Source organism: Enterobacter sp. MGH 37, from assembly GCF_000534515.1.
Lineage (GTDB): Bacteria > Pseudomonadota > Gammaproteobacteria > Enterobacterales > Enterobacteriaceae > Enterobacter > Enterobacter kobei.
In genome coordinates, this window is record NZ_KI973206.1 from 1,584,804 (window position 1) to 1,604,015 (window position 19,212).

At 55.3% G+C, this 19,212-nt stretch carries 16 protein-coding genes and 2 rRNA genes (1 of these 18 cut by a window edge); 5 read left to right on the forward strand and 13 right to left on the reverse strand.

Annotation, left to right across the window (positions count from 1 at the left end; all coding sequences use genetic code 11):
- Window positions 1-43: 43 nt before the first annotated feature.
- The 11 genes from phnK to L383_RS03760 all read right to left on the reverse strand — a co-directional run bounded on the left by phnK (window position 44) and on the right by L383_RS03760 (window position 8,236).
- Window positions 44-799, reverse strand: a complete 756-nt coding sequence (gene phnK, locus L383_RS03810; protein ID WP_014882180.1) for a phosphonate C-P lyase system protein PhnK — start codon at window positions 797-799, stop codon at window positions 44-46.
- Window positions 796-1,641: an alpha-D-ribose 1-methylphosphonate 5-phosphate C-P-lyase PhnJ gene (gene phnJ / locus L383_RS03805; protein ID WP_014882181.1), complete on the reverse strand. Its 846-nt coding sequence runs from the start codon at window positions 1,639-1,641 to the stop codon at window positions 796-798. The genes phnK and phnJ overlap by 4 nt, the downstream gene beginning before the upstream one ends.
- The gene (locus L383_RS03800) at window positions 1,634-2,698 is read right to left on the reverse strand and encodes a carbon-phosphorus lyase complex subunit (RefSeq protein WP_023331819.1); all 1,065 of its coding nucleotides are present in this window, start codon (window positions 2,696-2,698) and stop codon (window positions 1,634-1,636) included. The genes phnJ and L383_RS03800 overlap by 8 nt, the downstream gene beginning before the upstream one ends.
- Entirely contained in the window at window positions 2,698-3,282 is a 585-nt protein-coding gene (gene phnH / locus L383_RS03795; RefSeq protein ID WP_023331820.1) for a phosphonate C-P lyase system protein PhnH, read from the reverse strand. The genes L383_RS03800 and phnH overlap by 1 nt, the downstream gene beginning before the upstream one ends.
- The gene (gene phnG, locus L383_RS03790) at window positions 3,279-3,731 is read right to left on the reverse strand and encodes a phosphonate C-P lyase system protein PhnG (RefSeq protein ID WP_023331821.1); all 453 of its coding nucleotides are present in this window, start codon (window positions 3,729-3,731) and stop codon (window positions 3,279-3,281) included. Before phnG ends, phnH begins: the two co-directional genes overlap by 4 nt.
- Entirely contained in the window at window positions 3,732-4,457 is a 726-nt protein-coding gene (gene phnF / locus L383_RS03785; protein WP_023331822.1) for a phosphonate metabolism transcriptional regulator PhnF, read from the reverse strand. It abuts the gene before it with no gap.
- Window positions 4,458-4,477: 20 nt separating this feature from the next.
- Window positions 4,478-5,257 carry a phosphonate ABC transporter, permease protein PhnE gene (gene phnE, locus L383_RS03780; RefSeq protein WP_023331823.1) on the reverse strand — a complete coding sequence of 260 codons (780 nt, stop codon included), beginning with the start codon at window positions 5,255-5,257 and terminating at the stop codon, window positions 4,478-4,480.
- Window positions 5,258-5,375: 118 nt separating this feature from the next.
- Window positions 5,376-6,392 (reverse strand): phosphonate ABC transporter substrate-binding protein, encoded by a 1,017-nt coding sequence (phnD, locus tag L383_RS03775; RefSeq protein WP_023331824.1) that lies wholly within the window; start codon window positions 6,390-6,392, stop codon window positions 5,376-5,378.
- Between the two features lie 22 nt (window positions 6,393-6,414).
- Window positions 6,415-7,203 (reverse strand): phosphonate ABC transporter ATP-binding protein, encoded by a 789-nt coding sequence (phnC, locus tag L383_RS03770; RefSeq protein WP_023331825.1) that lies wholly within the window; start codon window positions 7,201-7,203, stop codon window positions 6,415-6,417.
- Between the two features lie 136 nt (window positions 7,204-7,339).
- Window positions 7,340-7,777, reverse strand: a complete 438-nt coding sequence (yjdN, locus tag L383_RS03765) for a VOC family metalloprotein YjdN (protein WP_023331826.1) — start codon at window positions 7,775-7,777, stop codon at window positions 7,340-7,342.
- A 123-nt stretch (window positions 7,778-7,900) separates the two neighbouring features.
- On the reverse strand, window positions 7,901-8,236 hold the full coding sequence (locus L383_RS03760; protein ID WP_008500067.1) for a zinc ribbon domain-containing protein YjdM: 336 nt from the start codon (window positions 8,234-8,236) through the stop codon (window positions 7,901-7,903).
- 596 nt (window positions 8,237-8,832) lie between these two features.
- On the opposite strand from L383_RS03760, the gene crfC reads away from it, so the two are divergent.
- Both crfC and L383_RS03750 read left to right on the forward strand, forming a co-directional pair.
- Window positions 8,833-11,187 carry a clamp-binding protein CrfC gene (gene crfC, locus L383_RS03755; RefSeq protein WP_023331827.1) on the forward strand — a complete coding sequence of 785 codons (2,355 nt, stop codon included), beginning with the start codon at window positions 8,833-8,835 and terminating at the stop codon, window positions 11,185-11,187.
- A complete protein-coding gene (locus tag L383_RS03750) occupies window positions 11,184-12,059 on the forward strand; it encodes a diguanylate cyclase regulator RdcB family protein (protein WP_023331828.1) in 876 nt (291 codons plus the stop codon). The genes crfC and L383_RS03750 overlap by 4 nt, the downstream gene beginning before the upstream one ends.
- Window positions 12,060-12,122: 63 nt before the next feature.
- Here L383_RS03750 and kdgT read toward each other — a convergent pair whose 3' ends face one another.
- Window positions 12,123-13,115, reverse strand: a complete 993-nt coding sequence (gene kdgT / locus L383_RS03745; protein WP_014882192.1) for a 2-keto-3-deoxygluconate transporter — start codon at window positions 13,113-13,115, stop codon at window positions 12,123-12,125.
- A gap of 650 nt (window positions 13,116-13,765) precedes the next feature.
- Between kdgT and proP the strand changes: the two genes are divergently transcribed.
- Window positions 13,766-15,268, forward strand: a complete 1,503-nt coding sequence (proP, locus tag L383_RS03740) for a glycine betaine/L-proline transporter ProP (protein WP_014830333.1) — start codon at window positions 13,766-13,768, stop codon at window positions 15,266-15,268.
- Between the two features lie 33 nt (window positions 15,269-15,301).
- On the opposite strand, the gene L383_RS03735 is transcribed toward proP, so the two are convergent.
- Entirely contained in the window at window positions 15,302-16,255 is a 954-nt protein-coding gene (locus L383_RS03735) for a nickel/cobalt transporter (protein ID WP_023331830.1), read from the reverse strand.
- Window positions 16,256-16,750: 495 nt separating this feature from the next.
- Here L383_RS03735 and L383_RS03730 point away from each other — a divergent pair.
- Both L383_RS03730 and L383_RS25395 read left to right on the forward strand, forming a co-directional pair.
- Window positions 16,751-18,290: ribosomal RNA gene (locus L383_RS03730) — 16S ribosomal RNA — on the forward strand.
- 208 nt (window positions 18,291-18,498) lie between these two features.
- Window positions 18,499-19,212 (forward strand): 23S ribosomal RNA (locus L383_RS25395); it runs 2,315 nt beyond the window's last position.
- Together the 16S and 23S rRNA genes form the textbook arrangement of a ribosomal RNA operon.

Below are 19,212 nucleotides of genomic sequence, written 5' to 3' on the forward strand. Positions count from 1 at the left end.
TTCGTAGGCCGGGTAAGCGCAGCGCCACCCGGGGACAGCGCCCTCAATTCTGCAATACGGACGACACCAGCAGCTGGGTGTACGGATGATGGGGATCGTCGAGCACGCGGTCGGTCAGCCCACTTTCCACCACCTGACCCTGCTTCATCACCAGCAGACGGTCCGCCAGCAGGCGTGCGACGCCCAAATCGTGGGTGACAATCACCACCGCCAGGTTCAACTCCACCACCAGGCCGCGCAGCAGATCGAGCAGGCGCGCCTGAACCGAGACATCCAGCCCGCCGGTGGGCTCATCCATAAATACCAGCTTCGGATGGGTGACCAGGTTGCGGGCGATCTGTAAACGCTGCTGCATGCCGCCGGAGAAAGTGGTGGGCAGGTCGTCGATACGCGAGGCGGGGATTTCAACCTCCTCCAGCCAGTGCTGCGCGGTGGCGCGGATGTGACCGTAGTGGCGCGCGCCGGTGGCCATCAGCCGTTCGCCGATGTTGCCTCCCGCTGAAACCTGGCGGCGCAGCCCGTCCATTGGGTGCTGATGCACTACGCCCCACTCGGTACGCAGCAGGCGACGGCGCTCGGCCTCGCTCATGCCATACAGCGACGTGCCCTCATATAAAATCTCACCGTTCTGCGGCGTCAGGCGCGCGGAGAGAGATTTGAGCAGCGTGGTTTTACCGGAGCCGGACTCGCCGACAATCCCCAGCACTTCGCCCGGCCACAGCTCGAACGACACGTCGCTGAAGCCTTTGCCCGGCGCGTATAGGTGAGTCAGGTTATTAACCGAAAGCAGCGGTTTCATTGGCTGTTCGCCTCGCTCTGTTGGCGGCAGAAATCGGTGTCGGAGCAGACGAACATCCGTTTGCCCGTGTCATCCAGCACCACTTCATCCAGATAGCTATGTTGGGATCCGCAGATGGCGCATGGCTCGTCCCACGCCTGCACCGTAAACGGGTGGTCATCAAAATCGAGACTCTCCACACGGGTGTAAGGCGGTACGGCATAGATGCGTTTTTCACGCCCGGCGCCAAAGAGTTGCAGGGCTGGCATCATGTCCATCTTCGGGTTATCGAATTTCGGGATTGGTGACGGGTCCATCACATAGCGCCCGTTGACCTTCACCGGGTAGGCGTAGGTGGTGGCGATATGGCCGAAGCGGGCGATGTCCTCGTAAAGCTTCACCTGCATCACGCCGTACTCTTCCAGCGCGTGCATGGTGCGGGTTTCGGTTTCCCGCGGCTCGATAAAGCGCAGCGGCTCCGGGATCGGCACCTGGAAAATCAGAATCTGATCTTCAGTCAGCGGGGTTTCCGGAATGCGGTGGCGGGTCTGGATCAGCGTTGCGTCTTCGGTTTTTTCAGTGGTCGCTACGCCGGTCACGCGCTTGAAGAAGTTGCGGATCGAAACGGCGTTGGTGGTGTCGTCTGCCCCCTGGTCGATGACCTTAAGCACGTCGGCTTCCCCGATCACGCTGGCGGTCAACTGAATACCGCCGGTGCCCCAGCCGTAGGGCATTGGCATCTCGCGGCCGCCGAACGGTACCTGGTAGCCCGGAATGGCAACCGCTTTGAGGATGGCGCGGCGGATCATGCGTTTGGTTTGCTCATCCAGATAGGCAAAGTTGTAGCCGCTTAAGTTAGCCATTGGCGCGCTCCCGTTGCAGACGTTTCAGCAGTTCCAGTTCGGCCTGGAAATCGACGTAGTGCGGCAGCTTGAGGTGCGAGACGAAACCGGCGGCCTCAACGTTGTCTGCATGGGCCAGCACGAACTCCTCATCCTGCGCCGGGCCGGCGATGTGCTCGCCGTAGTCCGGTGCCTGCAGGGCGCGGTCGACCAGCGCCATCGCCATGGCTTTGCGTTCGCTCAGGCCAAACACTAGGCCGTAGCCGCGGGTAAAGTGCGGGTCTTCATTCTCTGGCGCGACAAAGCCGTTAACCATTTCGCATTCGGTCATCAGCAGTTCGCCGACGTTCACCGCAAAACCCAGCTCTTCCGGCACAATTTCCACGTCGATATAGCCGCTGCGAATTTCGGCCGCAAACGGGTGGTTACGCCCATAGCCGCGCTGGGTGGAGTAGGCCAGCGCCAGCAGATACCCTTCGTCGCCGCGCATTAGCTGTTGCAGGCGCGAGGAGCGCGAGCACGGGAAAACTGGCGGCGTGCGGGTGATGTCATCCGGCGCGGTACCCGAATCTTCTTCCGCTTTCGCCAGCCCCTGGTTTGCCAGCAGGCTGAAGACGTGCGGGGACGGCTCCTGTTCGGCATCCGTGGTGCTGAGCCGTGGCGCTTCGCCGTTCGCCAGCAGGGTAAAATCCAGCAGGCGATGGGTGTAATCGTAGGTGGGGCCAAGCCGCTGGCCGCCGGGGATGTCTTTATAAACGGCAGAAATACGGCGCTCCAGGCGCATCTGCGCCGTATTCACCGGCTCGCTCGCCGTGAAGCGGGGAACCGTGGTGCGCCAGGCGCGCAGCAGAAAGATGGCTTCGACGTTATCGCCGCTGGCCTGCTTCAGCGCCAGCGCCGCCAGCTCGCGATCGGCGACGCCGCCTTCGGTCATCACCCGGTCAACGGCCAGGTTCAGCTGCTGCTCAATCTGGGCGACGCTCAGTTCGGGCAGTTTTTCATCGCCCCGTCGTCTGTGTTCCTGCAAGGCATGGGCGGCGGCGATCGCCTTTTCGCCCCCTTTAACGGCAACGTACATCAGCACACCTCCACGTGGGTGGTCCGCGGGATGGCGAGCAGACGCTCGCCGCAGGTAAGGATCAGGTCTATGCCCAGCGGGAACGGGTGCGGGCGTTCGGTCAGCTCATGAATGATGCACTCCGGCAGCTGCGGCGCAACCATGCGTTCATCGGCGATGCCTGCACCGGTCAGGCGGAGCATGCGGCCGCCGCTCAGGCTGGAGACCTGCAGAATCAGCGTGGCGCTGGTTTCCGGTGCAACGGCGCTGCCTTCGCTCAGGGCGTTGAGCTGCTCGTGGCTGATGTGTTCGTCGGCCACGGCAAAGACCGCCTGTCGCGGTTGCTCAACCAGCGGGGCACTGGTGTGAAAACGCAGATTCTGGCTGGCGATGTCATTAGATAAGGCGCCTGACAGCCACACCGGCGTGTCGTTGTCGGCAAGGGTCAGCAACACGCTGGTGGTCGCCAGATTGAGCGGCAGCCAGCCCTGTGAAAGCTGGTGCAGCGAGACAATCACCCCCGGCTCGCTCATGGCTTTCAGCAGGCGACGAAAACTTTGTTGGGCATCCTGGACGGCCAGGGTAAAAGCAGGTTGAAGCGTCATGCGTTGTCTCCGCGAACGAGCGTAAAGAAGTCGACCCGGCTGGTATTCACTTCGGCCTGACGTGCGGCAAGTCGTGCGGCGCGGTCAGCTTCCAGCGGGGCAATAAGGGTTTCCATTAACGTCTGAAAATGCGTTTGTTCCTGCAAAAGGGCGTCTATAACTGCGCAGCGCTCGGCGTGTGCTTTATCGCGTCCCAGCACGTAGCTGTAGCCCAGCGTGCCGCTGTTCAGGCGGATCGCGGCGCGGGTGAGGGGGGCGTCTCCCGCAAAAAAGCGCTGCCCGGTGCCGCCCATCCGGGCCTGGATCTGCACCAGGCCAATTTCCGGTGCGCGGATAGTGTCGTAGTCTGGCGTCAGGCTCAGGGCGTTCATGCGATCGCGCAGGGCAGCAGGCTGGCTGTGGGCCAGCACACGCATCCAGCGCTGTCGGGTGGCGGTATCGATGTGCATTCAGTGCTCCATAGTGAATTCGATCATGTCGGCACGGGTCAGGCTGACGGAGTATTCCGTCGCATTGACCTCGCCGTCACGGTGGTTGAGGGTGCGCACGCAGAGCAGCGGCGCCATATTGGGGATTTCGAGCACTTTGCTCTCTTTAGCCTGCGCGCGGCGGGCGCTGATACGCGTCTGGGTGCGCTTGAGGGCGATGCCCGTGGCATCCTGCAGAAAGTCGTGCAGGGAACCGCTGGAAAAGTTTTGCAGCACTGGCCAGAGGGCGAGGTCCGCGAAGTAGTGGTCAATCTGGCATACCGCTACGCCGTTGACGCGGCGCAACGTGCGCAGGTGGATGACGTTATCGCCTTCCTGAATGCCCAGCGCGTCCGCCACATGGCTGGAGGCCGGGCGCAGGACCGAGAGCTGCTTTTCGCTGGTGGGATGGCTGCCCTGATCCAGCAGGTTCTGACTAAAGCGCGCCTGGGCATTGAGCGGATAGTCGAACGGGCGCATCAGCACCAGCACGCCCACGCCCTGACGGCGTTGCACCCAGCCGCGCTCGACCAGTTGGTCAATGGCGCGGCGCAGGGTGTGGCGATTCACTTCATAGCGATCCGCAAGCTGCTGCTCGGCGGGCAGGTAGTCTCCGCAGCGGTAGTGCGTGCGCAGTTCCACTTCGAGCTTTGCCGCAATTTCTTGCCAACGGGTTGGGTAACTGGTCGGATGTCTGGATAAGTGCATAGAAAACAAAGCCTCGCTTCTCAGATGAAGTGCTTACGCAAACGTTGAGAGAGGAAATCCAGCAGGCTGACGGTGACGATGATGAGCACCATCAGGGCGCAGGTTTGCTGGAACTGGAAACCGCGAATCGCTTCCCACAGGGTGACGCCGATTCCGCCTGCACCGACCATGCCGACGACCGTGGCGGAGCGAACGTTGGACTCAAAGCGGTACAGCGAGTAGGAGATCAGTAGCGGCATCACCTGCGGCAGGACGCCGTAGAGGATCTCTTCGATTTTGTTGGCGCCGGTGGCGCGGATGCCTTCCACCGGGCCGGGCTCAATGGCTTCGACCGCTTCCGAGAGCAGCTTGGAGAGCACCCCGGTGGTGTGGATGAACAACGCCATGACGCCCGCGAACGGACCCAGACCTACGGCCACCACGAACAGCATCGCAAAGACCATTTCGTTAATCGCGCGGCAGGCGTCCATCAGGCGACGCATCGGCTGGTATACCCACCACGGCACGATGTTTTCCGCGCTCATCAGGCCAAACGGAATGGAGAGAATGACGGCAAGGGCGGTGCCCCAGACGGCAATTTGCAGGGTAATGGCCATTTCGCTGAGATAGTCCTGCCACTGGCTGAAATCCGGCGGGAAGAAGTCGGCGGCAAAGGTTGCCATGTTGCCGGAATCTTTGAAGAGCAGCAGGGGATCCATTTCTGCGCCCTTCCAGGAGATAACCAGCACCGCCAGCAGGATGGCCCAGCTTATGAGCGAGAACCAGCTGCGCTTTGGCGGCGGGAGGGTGATGGTTTGCATGTTGGCTCCTTGGGTTTTAATTCCCTCTCCCTTGAGGGAGAGGGTTAGGGTGAGGGGGAAATGTGCGCGCTGATGCCCTCACCCCGGCCCTCTCCCACGGGGAGAGGGGGAAAAGAAACTACTGCACCGCTTTATTTACGCTGGTCATGGCGCCGAGTGCCGCGGTCAGGCGGTCGAGGTCTTCAAGCTGAGCCTGAATTTCAGCGACTTTGCTGGTCTTCTCTTCTTCCTTGAGCCCTTTGTTGTCCTTGACGCCTTGCATCTGTTTAAACAGCGCGAGCTGACGAATCGGGACCAGCTGCAGGTCGCTTGACGGGCGGAACGGTGCCCAGCCCAGTTTCTCAAGAACCGCTTTCTCTTCCGGCGTTTTGCCGTAGTTCATAAAGAAGTCGTACACCTTGTCCTTGGTGCTTTCGGAGAGGTTTTTACGCCAGACGATCGGGTCGCCCGGGATCAGCGGCGATTTCCGGATCACCTTCAGTTCTTTCAGCTTGTCCGGCGCGGAGGTTTTCAGCTTGTCGAGGTTTTCGGTGTTGTTGGTGGCAACATCCACCTGCTTGTTCGCCACGGCCAGGGCGTTGGTTTCATGGCTGGCGTTGACGGTGCGTTTGAAGTCGCTGGCGGAGGCGTTGTTTTTCGCGAAGACGTAGTAGCCAGGGACGAGGAAGCCGGAGGTGGAGTTCGGGTCGCCGTTACCAAAGGTCAGCTCTTTGCGTTTAGCGAGCATGTCGTTGAGGTTGTTGATCGGGCTGTCTTTGTTCACGATCAGCACGCTCCAGTACCCCGGGGAGCCATCTGCCGCAACGGTCTGGGCAAAGACCTGGCCGTTGGCGCGGTCCACCGCTTCCATTGCGGAGAGGTTGCCGTACCAGGCGATGTCGACTTTATTAAAGCGCATTCCCTGGATAATCCCCGCGTAGTCCGGGGCGAAGAAGGCATTCACTTTGATCCCCAGTTTGGTTTCCATATCTTTCAGGAACGGTTCCCACTGAGGCTTCAGGTTCTGCTGTGATTCCGTCGAAATAATGCCGAAGTTCAGCGCTTTTTCCTGCTCTTCCGCATACGCCGGGCTTAACAGGGTGCTGATGCTGAACATGCTGGTAAAGGCCAGCGCGGCAACGGCTTTGTAGTTCATTTCCATTCCTCGTTATGGGGAGTTATGCAGCCTGCGCGCGCTCTTCGACGCGGTTTACGCTGCTGTAGAGATGATCAAAACGTTCGTTATCAAACTGGTGGCTTGCGCCGTCAAAGAACACATGGCCCTGACGCAGGGCGACAATGCGCTCGCAGTAGCGCAGGGCGTAATCCACCTGATGCAGCGTTACCACCACGGTAATGCCGTCGTTCTGGTTAATGTCGCGCAGGGTTTCCATCACGATGCGGGCGGATTCCGGGTCCAGCGAGGCGATAGGTTCATCGGCCAGAATGATTTTTGCTTTCTGCATCAGGGCGCGGGCGATGGCGACGCGCTGCTGTTGTCCACCGGACAGGGTGGAGACACGCTGGTGGGCCAGGTGTGCCATACCGACGCGAGTCAACGCCTGAAGAGCTTCCTGCTTCTGGGAAGGTGAGAACCAGCGCATGCAGGTGCGCCAGAACGGTGTGCTGCCGAGTGCGCCAATCAGCACGTTCTCCAGTACCGTCAGGCGATTGACCAGGTTGAACTGCTGGAAGATGTAGCCCGTCTGGGCACGGCTCTTGCGGATATCACTTGCCAGACGCCCGGCGCGCTGCACCGTGTTGCCCAGCAATTCGACGTGACTTTCCGGGGTTTTATCGCAGGTGATAAGACCGCTTAAATGGCGCAGAAGGGTGGATTTACCGGAGCCAGAAGGGCCGAGAAGCGCCACCATGTCGCCCTGCTGGACGGTCAGATCAACGGCATGCAGCGCCTTGTTGTGATTGAAGGTCTTGCTCAGTTTCTCGACGCGGATGACAGTTTGCATGTGCGGGGCCTCACGATAAATGTGGCCTCATGCTGGCGCATCAATGTGACATTTGGGTTAAGTCTGGGTTGCGGGAATTTGAAGAGTTGAGGGGAGTTTGATGACAGGCGGAGGCGGACCGCCCACCGCCAGAAAATTAGTGCTGCTGCTTAACGACGTTAATCATCCACGGTACGCCGTATTTATCGGTGACTTTACCGAAACCGTGCGCCCAGAAGGTCTCCTGCCACGCCATGTCGATATTGCCGCCAGCGGCGAGGTTGTCGAACCAGCGCTTGCCTTCTGACACATCCTGCGTGTCGAGCACCAGCGTGAACCCGGCGTACTGCGCGTTGCTGCCCAGCGGCTGCCCGTCGCTCATCATGATGTCGCTGCCCGCAATGCGGACGTTAGAGTGGGCGATAGCGGAATCAGGAAACTGCATGCCGGACGGACAGCCTTCTTCACTGCTGTCGCTTTTGGGCATTTCACCGAAAGTGATTTTATAGAGGAGTTCAGCGCCGACGGCCTGCTGATAAAAGACGGTTGCCTCTGCACAGTTGCCGGCGAAGGAGATGTAGGGACTTAACGGCATATTCTTTACCTCACGTAAGAAAAGCCCATTAAGTGTAGTTCTTTTTTTGTAGGCCAGATAAGCGTAGCGCATCCGGAAAAAGCGCCCGGCGGCGCTTCGGTTATCGGGCCTACAGGAGAAAAATCAGTTCTTTTTCACGAACTCAGATTTCAGTTTCATCGGACCGAAGCCGTCAATTTTGCAGTCGATATTATGATCGCCTTCAACCAGACGGATGTTCTTCACTTTGGTACCGATCTTCAGCATGGAAGAGCTGCCTTTGACTTTCAGATCTTTAACCACGGTGACGCTGTCGCCATCCGCCAGCAGGTTACCGTTCGCATCTTTTACGATCAGGGCATCTGCATCCTGTGCCGGTTCGGCATCATTCCATTCATGCGCACATTCCGGGCAGATGAACATGCCATTATCTTCATAGGTGTATTCAGAATTGCATTTCGGGCAGTGTGGGAGAGACATATCGGTATCCTCAAAAAAGTGTTAACACGCTGGAAAATGCCAGCTAAATGACGGCAGTGTGCCGAAAAAGGCGGCAAGTATAGCGCAAATCCACACGTTTGTCGGTGATATTCTGAATTTAAAAAAAAGCAAAAAATGTGTCGGGAGTGACACTTCCTGTCAGTCAGTTAAGCGATGCTAACGTCATTAACACGGTGGAAAGAGAAGTCGCTAAATATATCGAATATTTTATTGCGGCAAATTGCTACGCACCTTCATTTCGGATAAGGTGAAGCAACACATTGTTATTTATCTTTGGTCTTTGCTGCCATGCATTTCGTATGGTTGTGGCATAACCCGTTCTTTTAAGGTGGGTAAATAATGATGATATATCCTGAAGTTTCTTAAAAAGGGCTACGCTTTTTATCTTTTGGCTGTCAGGCCTTGAGGAGAGCTTTACACTCCATGCAAGGATAGCCATTTATTTCTGATTATCTTCAATCAGTTATATTCCGGTGAACATGTTTTCCACACGTGATCATATAAGCCTGAACATCATAATTAATACCAGTGGCTTAATAAAAGTAATAAATTTGCGTTAAGGAAAGGCTTTTATCATGCACACACAGACCATTTTTGAATTAAGCCAGGAAGCTGAGCGTTTGTTACAGCTTGCCCTGCAAAATCTTGATACCTTGAAGTCAATGCCGACAGCGATGCTGGAGAACACGACGGCCGCTATTACGGGTGAAAAGAACAACGTTCTGCCTTTGCATTTTAGTGCGCGGGGTGTCGAAGCGCAGCAGGCAATGCTGAATAATGAATTACGCAAAATAACACGTCTGGAAATGGTTCTGGCTATCGTTGGTACCATGAAAGCGGGGAAATCGACCACCATTAATGCCATTGTGGGGACCGAAGTGTTGCCTAATCGCAACCGCCCAATGACGGCGCTTCCTACCCTGATTCGTCATACGCCAGGCCAGAAAGAGCCGGTACTCCATTTCTCACATGTCTCGCCTATTGATGATTTGATCCAGCTGCTGCAGAAACAACTCTGCGATTACGATCGCGGGAAGCTGGCTCAGCATCTGGAAATTGATAAAGACATGAATACGCTGCTGGATCGCATTGAAAAAGGTGAAGCCTTTGAAAAGCATCATCTTGGAGCGCAGCCAATATTTCATTGCCTGAAAAGCCTCAATGACCTGGTCAGACTCTCTCAGGTGCTGGGCGTGGCGTTTCCGTTTTCAGAATACGCGGCCATTGAACACATTCCGGTCATTGAAGTGGAGTTCGTGCATCTTGCGGGTCTGGATGCCCACCTCGGGCAACTGACGCTGCTCGATACCCCTGGGCCTAATGAGGCCGGACAGCCGCATCTGCAAAAAATGCTGAGTGAGCAGTTAGCCCGCGCATCGGCGGTGCTGGCGGTAATGGATTATACCCAGCTTAAATCTATATCTGATGAAGAGGTCCGTCAGGCTATTTCGGTGGCGGGGAAATCCGTGCCTCTGTATGCCCTGGTGAATAAATTCGACCAGAAAGATCGCAATAGCGATGATGAAGAGCAGGTCCGGGCGATGATCTCCGGTACCTTAATGAAAGGCAATATTTCGCCTGGCCAGATCTACCCTGTCTCCTCCATGTGGGCGTATCTGGCGAACCGCGCTCGCTACGAGATGAATACCCACGGACAACTGCCGGATCATCAGGAGCAACCCTGGGTGCAGGATTTTGCCGAAGCCGCCCTCGGTCGCCGCTGGCGTACGGCGGACCTGGATGATATTGGCCATATCCGTCACGCCGCCGATTTGCTCTGGGAAGATTCGCTGTTTGAACAACCGATACGCAAACTGATTTACGCCGCCTATGCTAATGCCTCGTTATTTGCGTTGCGCTCGGCGTCCCATAAGCTGCTCAACTACGCACAAAATGCCCGGGAATATCTCGACTTCCGCTATCAGGGGCTGACGGTCGCCTTTGACGCGCTGGAACTGAATATTACGCGTCTGGAAGAGGACATGGCGATGATGCAGACGCGCCAGCGGGTGGTGAGCGATGAGGTGAAACATGAAGTTGAGCAGGCGCTGAATGCCACTGCGGACTTTATGGGGGCCCAAAAAACAGCGCTTCACCAGGCGATTGGTCACGTGTTCAGCGCTCGCAATATCCTTGATTTAGCCGGTAACGATCGGTTGAATCCTCGCGGTGACGAACCGCAAGAACTACAGCAGCTGGTACTGGATGACGAGGGGCAGGCACAGATTGCCCTGAGTAAAATCCGCTCCTCCTGCGAGCTTATCATGCTGGATGCGCAGACAAAGATCTGCCGGGAGCTGGCGTTACGCTTCGATCAACTGGAGTCTACGCTGGCGCGTTCCCTGAATGACGCCATGCGTCCCATCGAAACGCGTATTAAAGAGCATCTGAGCCATGCCGGCTTTCGGGCGCGGATTAGCTTCCCGGCTTTTCAGGCTAACCAGCTTAACGTCAATACGCAGGCGCTGTTTAACGATGCCATCGCGCAGGACAACCGCCCTGCAGGACAGCCATCAGGCGCGGGCAGCATGCGTGAGACCGTCTCTCGCTGGCTGAATAATCCGGGCTGGGGCTGGGATGAATATGTGGCGACCCGCACGCGCTATGTTATCGACATTGCGCAGCTACATGACAAATTTAAGCAACATATTGATCAGTTTTGTGAACATATACGTAAAGCTTTGTCCGCCCAGGTCGATGTCTCTGTTACGGCAGGAATGGCGACGTTCTTTGCAGAATTTTCGTTATACCTGACCGGGTTACAGGAAAGCTTGCGTGATAGCCTCGCAGTGCGTCAACAAAATGAGCATTCGACCCGAGCGCTCAGCCAGCTGTTGAAGCAAAGTATCACTACTGCGACGTGGATACAGGAAGATACCCGACTGTTACGCGATGATATTCAAACTCTATTCGCGGCAGAGCAACCATGACAACACAGCTACTGGACGGTCCCGGGCGGACGCTGGAGTGTATTCATCCTAAATTTATGGTCGATCTTGTGCAGGGCGTGGACGTTGCGCGTCATCCTCATTTGGGGCCGCAGCAGCTGCAGTTTCGTGAGCGCTTGACTCAGGAGATCATGACGCACACCCGGTTACGACCCTGGGCGATGGCCGGAATGCTGAATGAGAATGCTGCCCTGCGCCTCGGTCTGGCTGAAAAACTCGCCGGGATGCTTGACCCTGGCCATCTTGCGCTGACGCTGATGGCGGATAAATTGAATACACTTCGTCAGCAGGCTCACTTAAGGGCTCAGCCCTCTCCGGGCCTGCCTGAACAGTACGCTGAGCTCTCATCGCATTTTACCCAACGTGCCGTTTATAAAGAAAAGGCGCTAACTCAGCGTGGACTGACCGTCCAGGCGGGTGAGCACAGCGAGCAAATTTTCACTCGCTGGCGAGCCGGTCATTATGATGGCTGGTCGCTGGCCGGGCGTTGTTTCATTGTCCTGGAAGAGTTGCGTTGGGGGGCCTTCGGCGATGCTTGCCGTCTGGCGAAGGACGATGTGTCGGCCATGCTCAAGGATAATTTACGCAGTATGGCTGCCAATTATCTTGCTCAGGGTATCAATGCGTCTCCTGCGACGCGCCATTTCTATCATCAGTGGCTGACCACACCCGCTTCGGCGGGTTTAATCGATCATAAAGACATGCTGGGCTGGCTGGGTGACTGGTGTCAGGCGGATAAACACCCGGTGAGCTGGTCAGTTACGCAAAACTGGCAGACCGTTGCGCTGGGTATGCCGAGGCTGTGTTCGGCAAAACGTCTGGTGGAGGCGATGGTGGAGGAGATTTTTGGTTGAACCCCTCACCCCTCACTCTGGCCCTCTCCCCAGAGGGGAGAGGGGATGGTTTGGTGCGGTTTGTTAATGTTGAAGCTCTGCTGCCTTCCTTTCTACATCTTTCTCTTGCACGTTTCCGTAGCGTTTCGCATACAGTGCCGTGATGATCGGCACCAGAATCGCGGTAACAATCACGCTGGCAGCCACCAGTGCCGTTGCAGAAGCGGCTACCGGTTCGAAGGCCGGGTTAATCTGAGCAATAATCACCGGGTTTGCGACCGCAGCACCTGCGGCTGAAGAGGCGGCGACACCCGCCGTGCCGTTTCCGCCGCCAATCACGCGGTCGGCAATAATCAACGGAATACCGGTGATGATGATGACCGCAACCCCCAGCACAATACCCAGCAGGCCCGTATCAAGGATCACGTTCAGGTTGATGGTGTTGCCCAGCGCAAAACCAAAGAACGGGATGAGTACGGGTGTGGCTTTGCTGAAGAAATCGCGCAGATCGTGATCCAGATTCCCGAGGGCGAAACCGATCAGGAAGGGCAGGATCGCGCCAACAAAGTGGTGAGGCTCAAAAGAGGCCAGGCCAGCAGAACCCAGGATCAGCATCGTCATGAGCGGGCCGGACTCCAGAGACATCAGAACAAATGCCCCGGATTCTTCTTTCGTTCCGTACTGGTTCATCAGGCTGGCATACAACCCGCCGTTAGTCATATCCATCGCCGAGACAATTGCCAGGACCGATAAACCCGCGAAGAAACCGGTCTGAATTCCATTCTCCGGAATGAACATCGCGCATATCATGGCGACAACCCAGGCCACCGCTATTTTGGTTATGACCAGCGTACCGGATTTGCGTAATACGGTGCCTGTTGCCCGTAAATTAATGGATGCACCGATACAAAAGAACCAGACTGCCAGGATGGGGACGGTGCCTGTAATCATCCCTTTTGTGAAACCGCCAAAATAAGCCCCGGTTTCAGGCGCTAAGGTATTCAGAATAGCACCGAGTACCAGGGGGACCAGCATCATACCACCAGGAATACGTTCTATCGTGGCTTTAATCTTCATATACAACCCTCACAATGTTACCCCTCGTAGCGAGCGGCGGGCGCGAATAAAAAATCAATAAATTCAAAATGATGAAGGGTTTTCTTGATGACTTGTATTCGATAACCCCGCAACAAAATTCAGTAAGCGCTCTGGTTTTCTCTTGTCAGAAAACACTCATCGCTATGTTTCGGGAATTATCATGCGATCACTGGAATAATGATTCAATGAAAATAAAACAGTGTTTTAGTTATCTGTGTCACATATTGATTGTAAACTTTACGCCGCGTTCTGGCTGGATGGGGTTTATGTAAATCTCTTGTAAAAAAGCGGCTTTTTACGTCGCGATAAAAAGAAAAGGGGACAACATGAAAATGTTTCTCTGGGATGGGTTGAGAAAGTGCTTATTTGCGGAAATTGACAAAGACTGTCTTCACTTTACGCAGCATAAATATATGTGTGAAGTTGATCACAAATATAAACGCTGGTAGGGTAAAAAGGTCATTAACTGCCCTGGCAGGCGTCAACAGGTTCGGTTGTATCGACGATAAACGTCAATGTAAGTAAACCTGCTACGCTTGAATAAGGCGATTCGCATGGAGCGGATCCCAAGGTTCACAGCACCCACACTGGATTGTGAAACAGACAGGGCCGAGTCAACGAGGATAGCTATGCTGAGAAGGAAAAAGATTAAACCCATCACGCTTCGCGACGTCACTATTATTGACGACGCAAAATTGCGTAAGGCCATCACCGCAGCCTCGCTCGGTAATGCGATGGAATGGTTCGATTTTGGTGTCTATGGCTTTGTGGCCTACGCGTTAGGTAAAGTGTTTTTCCCCGGGGCTGACCCCAGCCTGCAGATGATTGCCGCACTGGGGACGTTCTCCGTTCCTTTCCTTATTCGCCCGCTGGGTGGTCTGTTCTTCGGTATGCTTGGTGATAAATACGGTCGCCAGAAGATCCTTGCTATCACCATTGTCATCATGTCGATCAGTACCTTCTGTATCGGCCTGATTCCGTCCTATGCCACGATCGGCATCTGGGCACCGATTCTGCTGCTGCTCTGTAAGATGGCGCAGGGTTTCTCCGTCGGTGGGGAATATACCGGTGCCTCGATCTTCGTCGCGGAGTATTCCCCGGACCGTAAGCGCGGTTTTATGGGGAGCTGGCTGGACTTCGGTTCGATTGCTGGGTTCGTGATGGGTGCGGGTGTCGTGGTGCTGATTTCAACCGTCGTCGGTGAAGAGAACTTCCTCGACTGGGGCTGGCGTATCCCGTTCTTCCTCGCGCTGCCGCTGGGGATCATCGGTCTGTATCTGCGTCATGCTCTTGAAGAGACTCCTGCGTTCCAGCAGCACGTCGATAAGCTGGAGCAGGGTGACCGCGAAGGGCTGCAGGATGGTCCGAAGGTGTCGTTCAAAGAGATTGCCACTAAGCACTGGCGCAGCCTGCTGGTCTGTATTGGTCTGGTGATTTCCACTAACGTCACTTATTACATGCTGCTGACCTACATGCCGAGTTATTTGTCGCATAATCTGCATTACTCTGAAGATCACGGTGTGCTGATTATTATCGCCATCATGGTGGGTATGCTGTTCGTGCAGCCGATTATGGGCCTGCTGAGTGACCGTTTTGGCCGTCGACCGTTCATTATTCTGGGAAGCGTGGCGCTGTTTGCCCTGGCAATCCCGGCCTTTATTCTGATCAACAGTAACGTGCTGGGGCTGATTTTTGCGGGTCTGCTGATGCTGGCGGTGATCCTGAACTGCTTCATCGGGGTGATGGCCTCAACGTTGCCTGCGATGTTCCCGACGCATATTCGTTACAGTGCGCTGGCGGCAGCCTTTAACATCTCGGTGCTGATTGCCGGTCTGACCCCGACGCTTGCCGCCTCGCTGGTGGAAAGCACGCAGAATCTGATGATGCCTGCTTATTACCTGATGGTGATCGCGGTGATTGGCTTGATTACCGGTATTACGATGAAGGAGACGGCGAACCGTCCACTGAAAGGGGCGACGCCTGCGGCATCGGATATTCAGGAAGCGAAAGAGATCCTGCGTGAGCACTACGATAATGTAGAGCAGAAGATTGAAGACATTGACGCAGAGATTGAAGAACTGCAGAAAAAACGCTCCCGACTGGTGGATCAGCATCCACGCATCAACGAGTAATAAAGAAACCCGCCAACGGCGGGTTTTCTTTTATTAGCATCCGGCAGCGATGTAGTCGCCATTGGCGCTGATGGGGATGACCGTCAGGAAGAGAACGGTCGCGAACAGGATCAGAACTATCCCGCCGGCTATTTTGACGGCTGGCACCAGCCATCTTAACGTACTATTTCCCCCGAAGCAGGCCACCGTGCGTTCACGGGCATAACGTACCGCCAGCGAGAGCCCCATAATCGAGAGTGCCGTTCCCAGGGACATTGTCATGACGGCAGCCATCCCCCAGGTGACAATGCCCAGCGCATTTGAAAACATCAGAATCATGATTGCCCCACTGCACGGGCGTGCGCCAATCGCCAGAATCACCCCCAGGCGAGTTTTCCAGTCTCCCTGCGTCAGGTCGGCACCCACGCCGTGATGGCCGCAGCCACAGTGTTCATTGTGCTGATGGAGGGGACTGATGGCTGAGATCGTCATTCTGCGCGGACGCAGGCTCTTTAATGCCTGATAAATGACGAACGCGCCGAATACACCAATCAGCACTGCGCTTATCTTCTCTACATACCAGCGACTGGTACTGATATCCCCTGAGGCGAGGTTAAACCCCACCGCCAGAATAAAGACAAACAGAATGGCGCTCACGCCCTGCATCAGGCTGCCAAGGAAAGGAACGACCCGGGCAGCCCGCTCGCTTTCCTTATTAGTGGTCAGATAGGTCGTCACAATGAATTTCCCGTGCCCCGGCCCGATGGCGTGCAGCACGCCATAAAGGAAGGCGCCTGTTAAGAGCCATAGTCCGCCGCTGTACTGGTGGTTATTCAGCTGCAGCAGATACATCACCAGATAACGGTGCAGGGTAATTTGAGTGGCAAGACACCACTGGATAAAGGCGCTCCAGTGCGTATGCAGGGTAAAACTGGCAAACAGAATAGCCAGCAGTATCACCCCTGCGGTAGGGAGACGCCAGTCGCGGGTGAGGCGTTGTGTGTTCATGAGGGAGTGCTCTGCCAGGAAGAATATTTGCCGCTAGTATAGTTGATCTTCCTTTTCAGTTCGCAGGATCGCATCGGGATCCTGATGATGTTGTGGATAAGTCTGTGTGTAAAAGGGTATAAGGCGGGGTTTTGCTGTGGAATGCAGCAGTCAGTCATTTTTCTGTCATTTAGCGGTTGCGGCCTGCGGAGAACTCCCTATAATGCGCCTCCATCGACACGGCAGATGTGAATCACTTCACAGACAACCCGGTCGGTTGAAGAGAAAAAATCCTGAAATAACGGGTTGACTCTGAAAGAGGAAAGCGTAATATACGCCACCTCGCAACGGTGAGCGAAAGCCGCGTTGCACTGCTCTTTAACAATTTATCAGACAATCTGTGTGGGCACTCAAAGTGACATGGATTCTTAACGTCCTCGGACGAAAAATGAATACCAAGTCTCTGAGTGAACATACGTAATTCATTACGAAGTTTAATTCACGAGCATCAAACTTAAATTGAAGAGTTTGATCATGGCTCAGATTGAACGCTGGCGGCAGGCCTAACACATGCAAGTCGAACGGTAGCACAGAGAGCTTGCTCTCGGGTGACGAGTGGCGGACGGGTGAGTAATGTCTGGGAAACTGCCTGATGGAGGGGGATAACTACTGGAAACGGTAGCTAATACCGCATAACGTCGCAAGACCAAAGAGGGGGACCTTCGGGCCTCTTGCCATCAGATGTGCCCAGATGGGATTAGCTAGTAGGTGGGGTAACGGCTCACCTAGGCGACGATCCCTAGCTGGTCTGAGAGGATGACCAGCCACACTGGAACTGAGACACGGTCCAGACTCCTACGGGAGGCAGCAGTGGGGAATATTGCACAATGGGCGCAAGCCTGATGCAGCCATGCCGCGTGTATGAAGAAGGCCTTCGGGTTGTAAAGTACTTTCAGCGGGGAGGAAGGTGTTGTGGTTAATAACCGCAGCAATTGACGTTACCCGCAGAAGAAGCACCGGCTAACTCCGTGCCAGCAGCCGCGGTAATACGGAGGGTGCAAGCGTTAATCGGAATTACTGGGCGTAAAGCGCACGCAGGCGGTCTGTCAAGTCGGATGTGAAATCCCCGGGCTCAACCTGGGAACTGCATTCGAAACTGGCAGGCTAGAGTCTTGTAGAGGGGGGTAGAATTCCAGGTGTAGCGGTGAAATGCGTAGAGATCTGGAGGAATACCGGTGGCGAAGGCGGCCCCCTGGACAAAGACTGACGCTCAGGTGCGAAAGCGTGGGGAGCAAACAGGATTAGATACCCTGGTAGTCCACGCCGTAAACGATGTCGACTTGGAGGTTGTGCCCTTGAGGCGTGGCTTCCGGAGCTAACGCGTTAAGTCGACCGCCTGGGGAGTACGGCCGCAAGGTTAAAACTCAAATGAATTGACGGGGGCCCGCACAAGCGGTGGAGCATGTGGTTTAATTCGATGCAACGCGAAGAACCTTACCTACTCTTGACATCCAGAGAACTTAGCAGAGATGCTTTGGTGCCTTCGGGAACTCTGAGACAGGTGCTGCATGGCTGTCGTCAGCTCGTGTTGTGAAATGTTGGGTTAAGTCCCGCAACGAGCGCAACCCTTATCCTTTGTTGCCAGCGGTTAGGCCGGGAACTCAAAGGAGACTGCCAGTGATAAACTGGAGGAAGGTGGGGATGACGTCAAGTCATCATGGCCCTTACGAGTAGGGCTACACACGTGCTACAATGGCGCATACAAAGAGAAGCGACCTCGCGAGAGCAAGCGGACCTCATAAAGTGCGTCGTAGTCCGGATTGGAGTCTGCAACTCGACTCCATGAAGTCGGAATCGCTAGTAATCGTAGATCAGAATGCTACGGTGAATACGTTCCCGGGCCTTGTACACACCGCCCGTCACACCATGGGAGTGGGTTGCAAAAGAAGTAGGTAGCTTAACCTTCGGGAGGGCGCTTACCACTTTGTGATTCATGACTGGGGTGAAGTCGTAACAAGGTAACCGTAGGGGAACCTGCGGTTGGATCACCTCCTTACCTTAAAGAACCTGCCTTTGCAGTGCTCACACAGATTGTCTGATGAATGATGAACTTCTGAATGTACTTTTGAGTGCATTAAGAAGTTTTGCTCTTTAAAAATCTGGATCAAGCTGAAAATTGAAACGACACACATGTTATGTGTGTTCGAGTCTCTCAAATTTTCGCAAACCGATGATGAATCGAAAGAAACATCTTCGGGTTGTGAGGTTAAGCGACTAAGCGTACACGGTGGATGCCCTGGCAGTCAGAGGCGATGAAGGACGTGCTAATCTGCGAAAAGCGCCGGCGAGGTGATATGAACCTTTGACCCGGCGATGTCCGAATGGGGAAACCCAGTGTGTTTCGACACACTATCGTTAACTGAATACATAGGTTAACGAGGCGAACCGGGGGAACTGAAACATCTAAGTACCCCGAGGAAAAGAAATCAACCGAGATTCCCCCAGTAGCGGCGAGCGAACGGGGAGCAGCCCGGAGTCTGAATCAGCTTGTGTGTTAGTGGAACGGTCTGGAAAGTCCGACGGTACAGGGTGATAGTCCCGTACACGAAAGCACACAGGTTGTGAACTCGAAGAGTAGGGCGGGACACGTGGTATCCTGTCTGAATATGGGGGGACCATCCTCCAAGGCTAAATACTCCTGACTGACCGATAGTGAACCAGTACCGTGAGGGAAAGGCGAAAAGAACCCCGGCGAGGGGAGTGAAAAAGAACCTGAAACCGTGTACGTACAAGCAGTGGGAGCCTCTTTATGGGGTGACTGCGTACCTTTTGTATAATGGGTCAGCGACTTATATTCTGTAGCAAGGTTAACCGTATAGGGGAGCCGAAGGGAAACCGAGTCTTAACTGGGCGTTAAGTTGCAGGGTATAGACCCGAAACCCGGTGATCTAGCCATGGGCAGGTTGAAGGTTGGGTAA

Coding starts and splice junctions, on each gene's coding strand:
- yjdN (WP_023331826.1), bottom strand. CDS start 7,777: ATGCCGTTAAGTCCCTACATCTCCTTCGCCGGCAACTGTGCAGAGGCA.
- crfC (WP_023331827.1), top strand. CDS start 8,833: ATGCACACACAGACCATTTTTGAATTAAGCCAGGAAGCTGAGCGTTTG.
- L383_RS03760 (WP_008500067.1), bottom strand. CDS start 8,236: ATGTCTCTCCCACACTGCCCGAAATGCAATTCTGAATACACCTATGAA.
- phnC (WP_023331825.1), bottom strand. CDS start 7,203: ATGCAAACTGTCATCCGCGTCGAGAAACTGAGCAAGACCTTCAATCAC.
- phnE (WP_023331823.1), bottom strand. CDS start 5,257: ATGCAAACCATCACCCTCCCGCCGCCAAAGCGCAGCTGGTTCTCGCTC.
- phnH (WP_023331820.1), bottom strand. CDS start 3,282: ATGACGCTTCAACCTGCTTTTACCCTGGCCGTCCAGGATGCCCAACAA.
- proP (WP_014830333.1), top strand. CDS start 13,766: ATGCTGAGAAGGAAAAAGATTAAACCCATCACGCTTCGCGACGTCACT.
- phnF (WP_023331822.1), bottom strand. CDS start 4,457: ATGCACTTATCCAGACATCCGACCAGTTACCCAACCCGTTGGCAAGAA.
- phnJ (WP_014882181.1), bottom strand. CDS start 1,641: ATGGCTAACTTAAGCGGCTACAACTTTGCCTATCTGGATGAGCAAACC.
- L383_RS03800 (WP_023331819.1), bottom strand. CDS start 2,698: ATGTACGTTGCCGTTAAAGGGGGCGAAAAGGCGATCGCCGCCGCCCAT.
- L383_RS03735 (WP_023331830.1), bottom strand. CDS start 16,255: ATGAACACACAACGCCTCACCCGCGACTGGCGTCTCCCTACCGCAGGG.
- phnG (WP_023331821.1), bottom strand. CDS start 3,731: ATGCACATCGATACCGCCACCCGACAGCGCTGGATGCGTGTGCTGGCC.
- phnK (WP_014882180.1), bottom strand. CDS start 799: ATGAAACCGCTGCTTTCGGTTAATAACCTGACTCACCTATACGCGCCG.
- L383_RS03750 (WP_023331828.1), top strand. CDS start 11,184: ATGACAACACAGCTACTGGACGGTCCCGGGCGGACGCTGGAGTGTATT.
- phnD (WP_023331824.1), bottom strand. CDS start 6,392: ATGAACTACAAAGCCGTTGCCGCGCTGGCCTTTACCAGCATGTTCAGC.
- kdgT (WP_014882192.1), bottom strand. CDS start 13,115: ATGAAGATTAAAGCCACGATAGAACGTATTCCTGGTGGTATGATGCTG.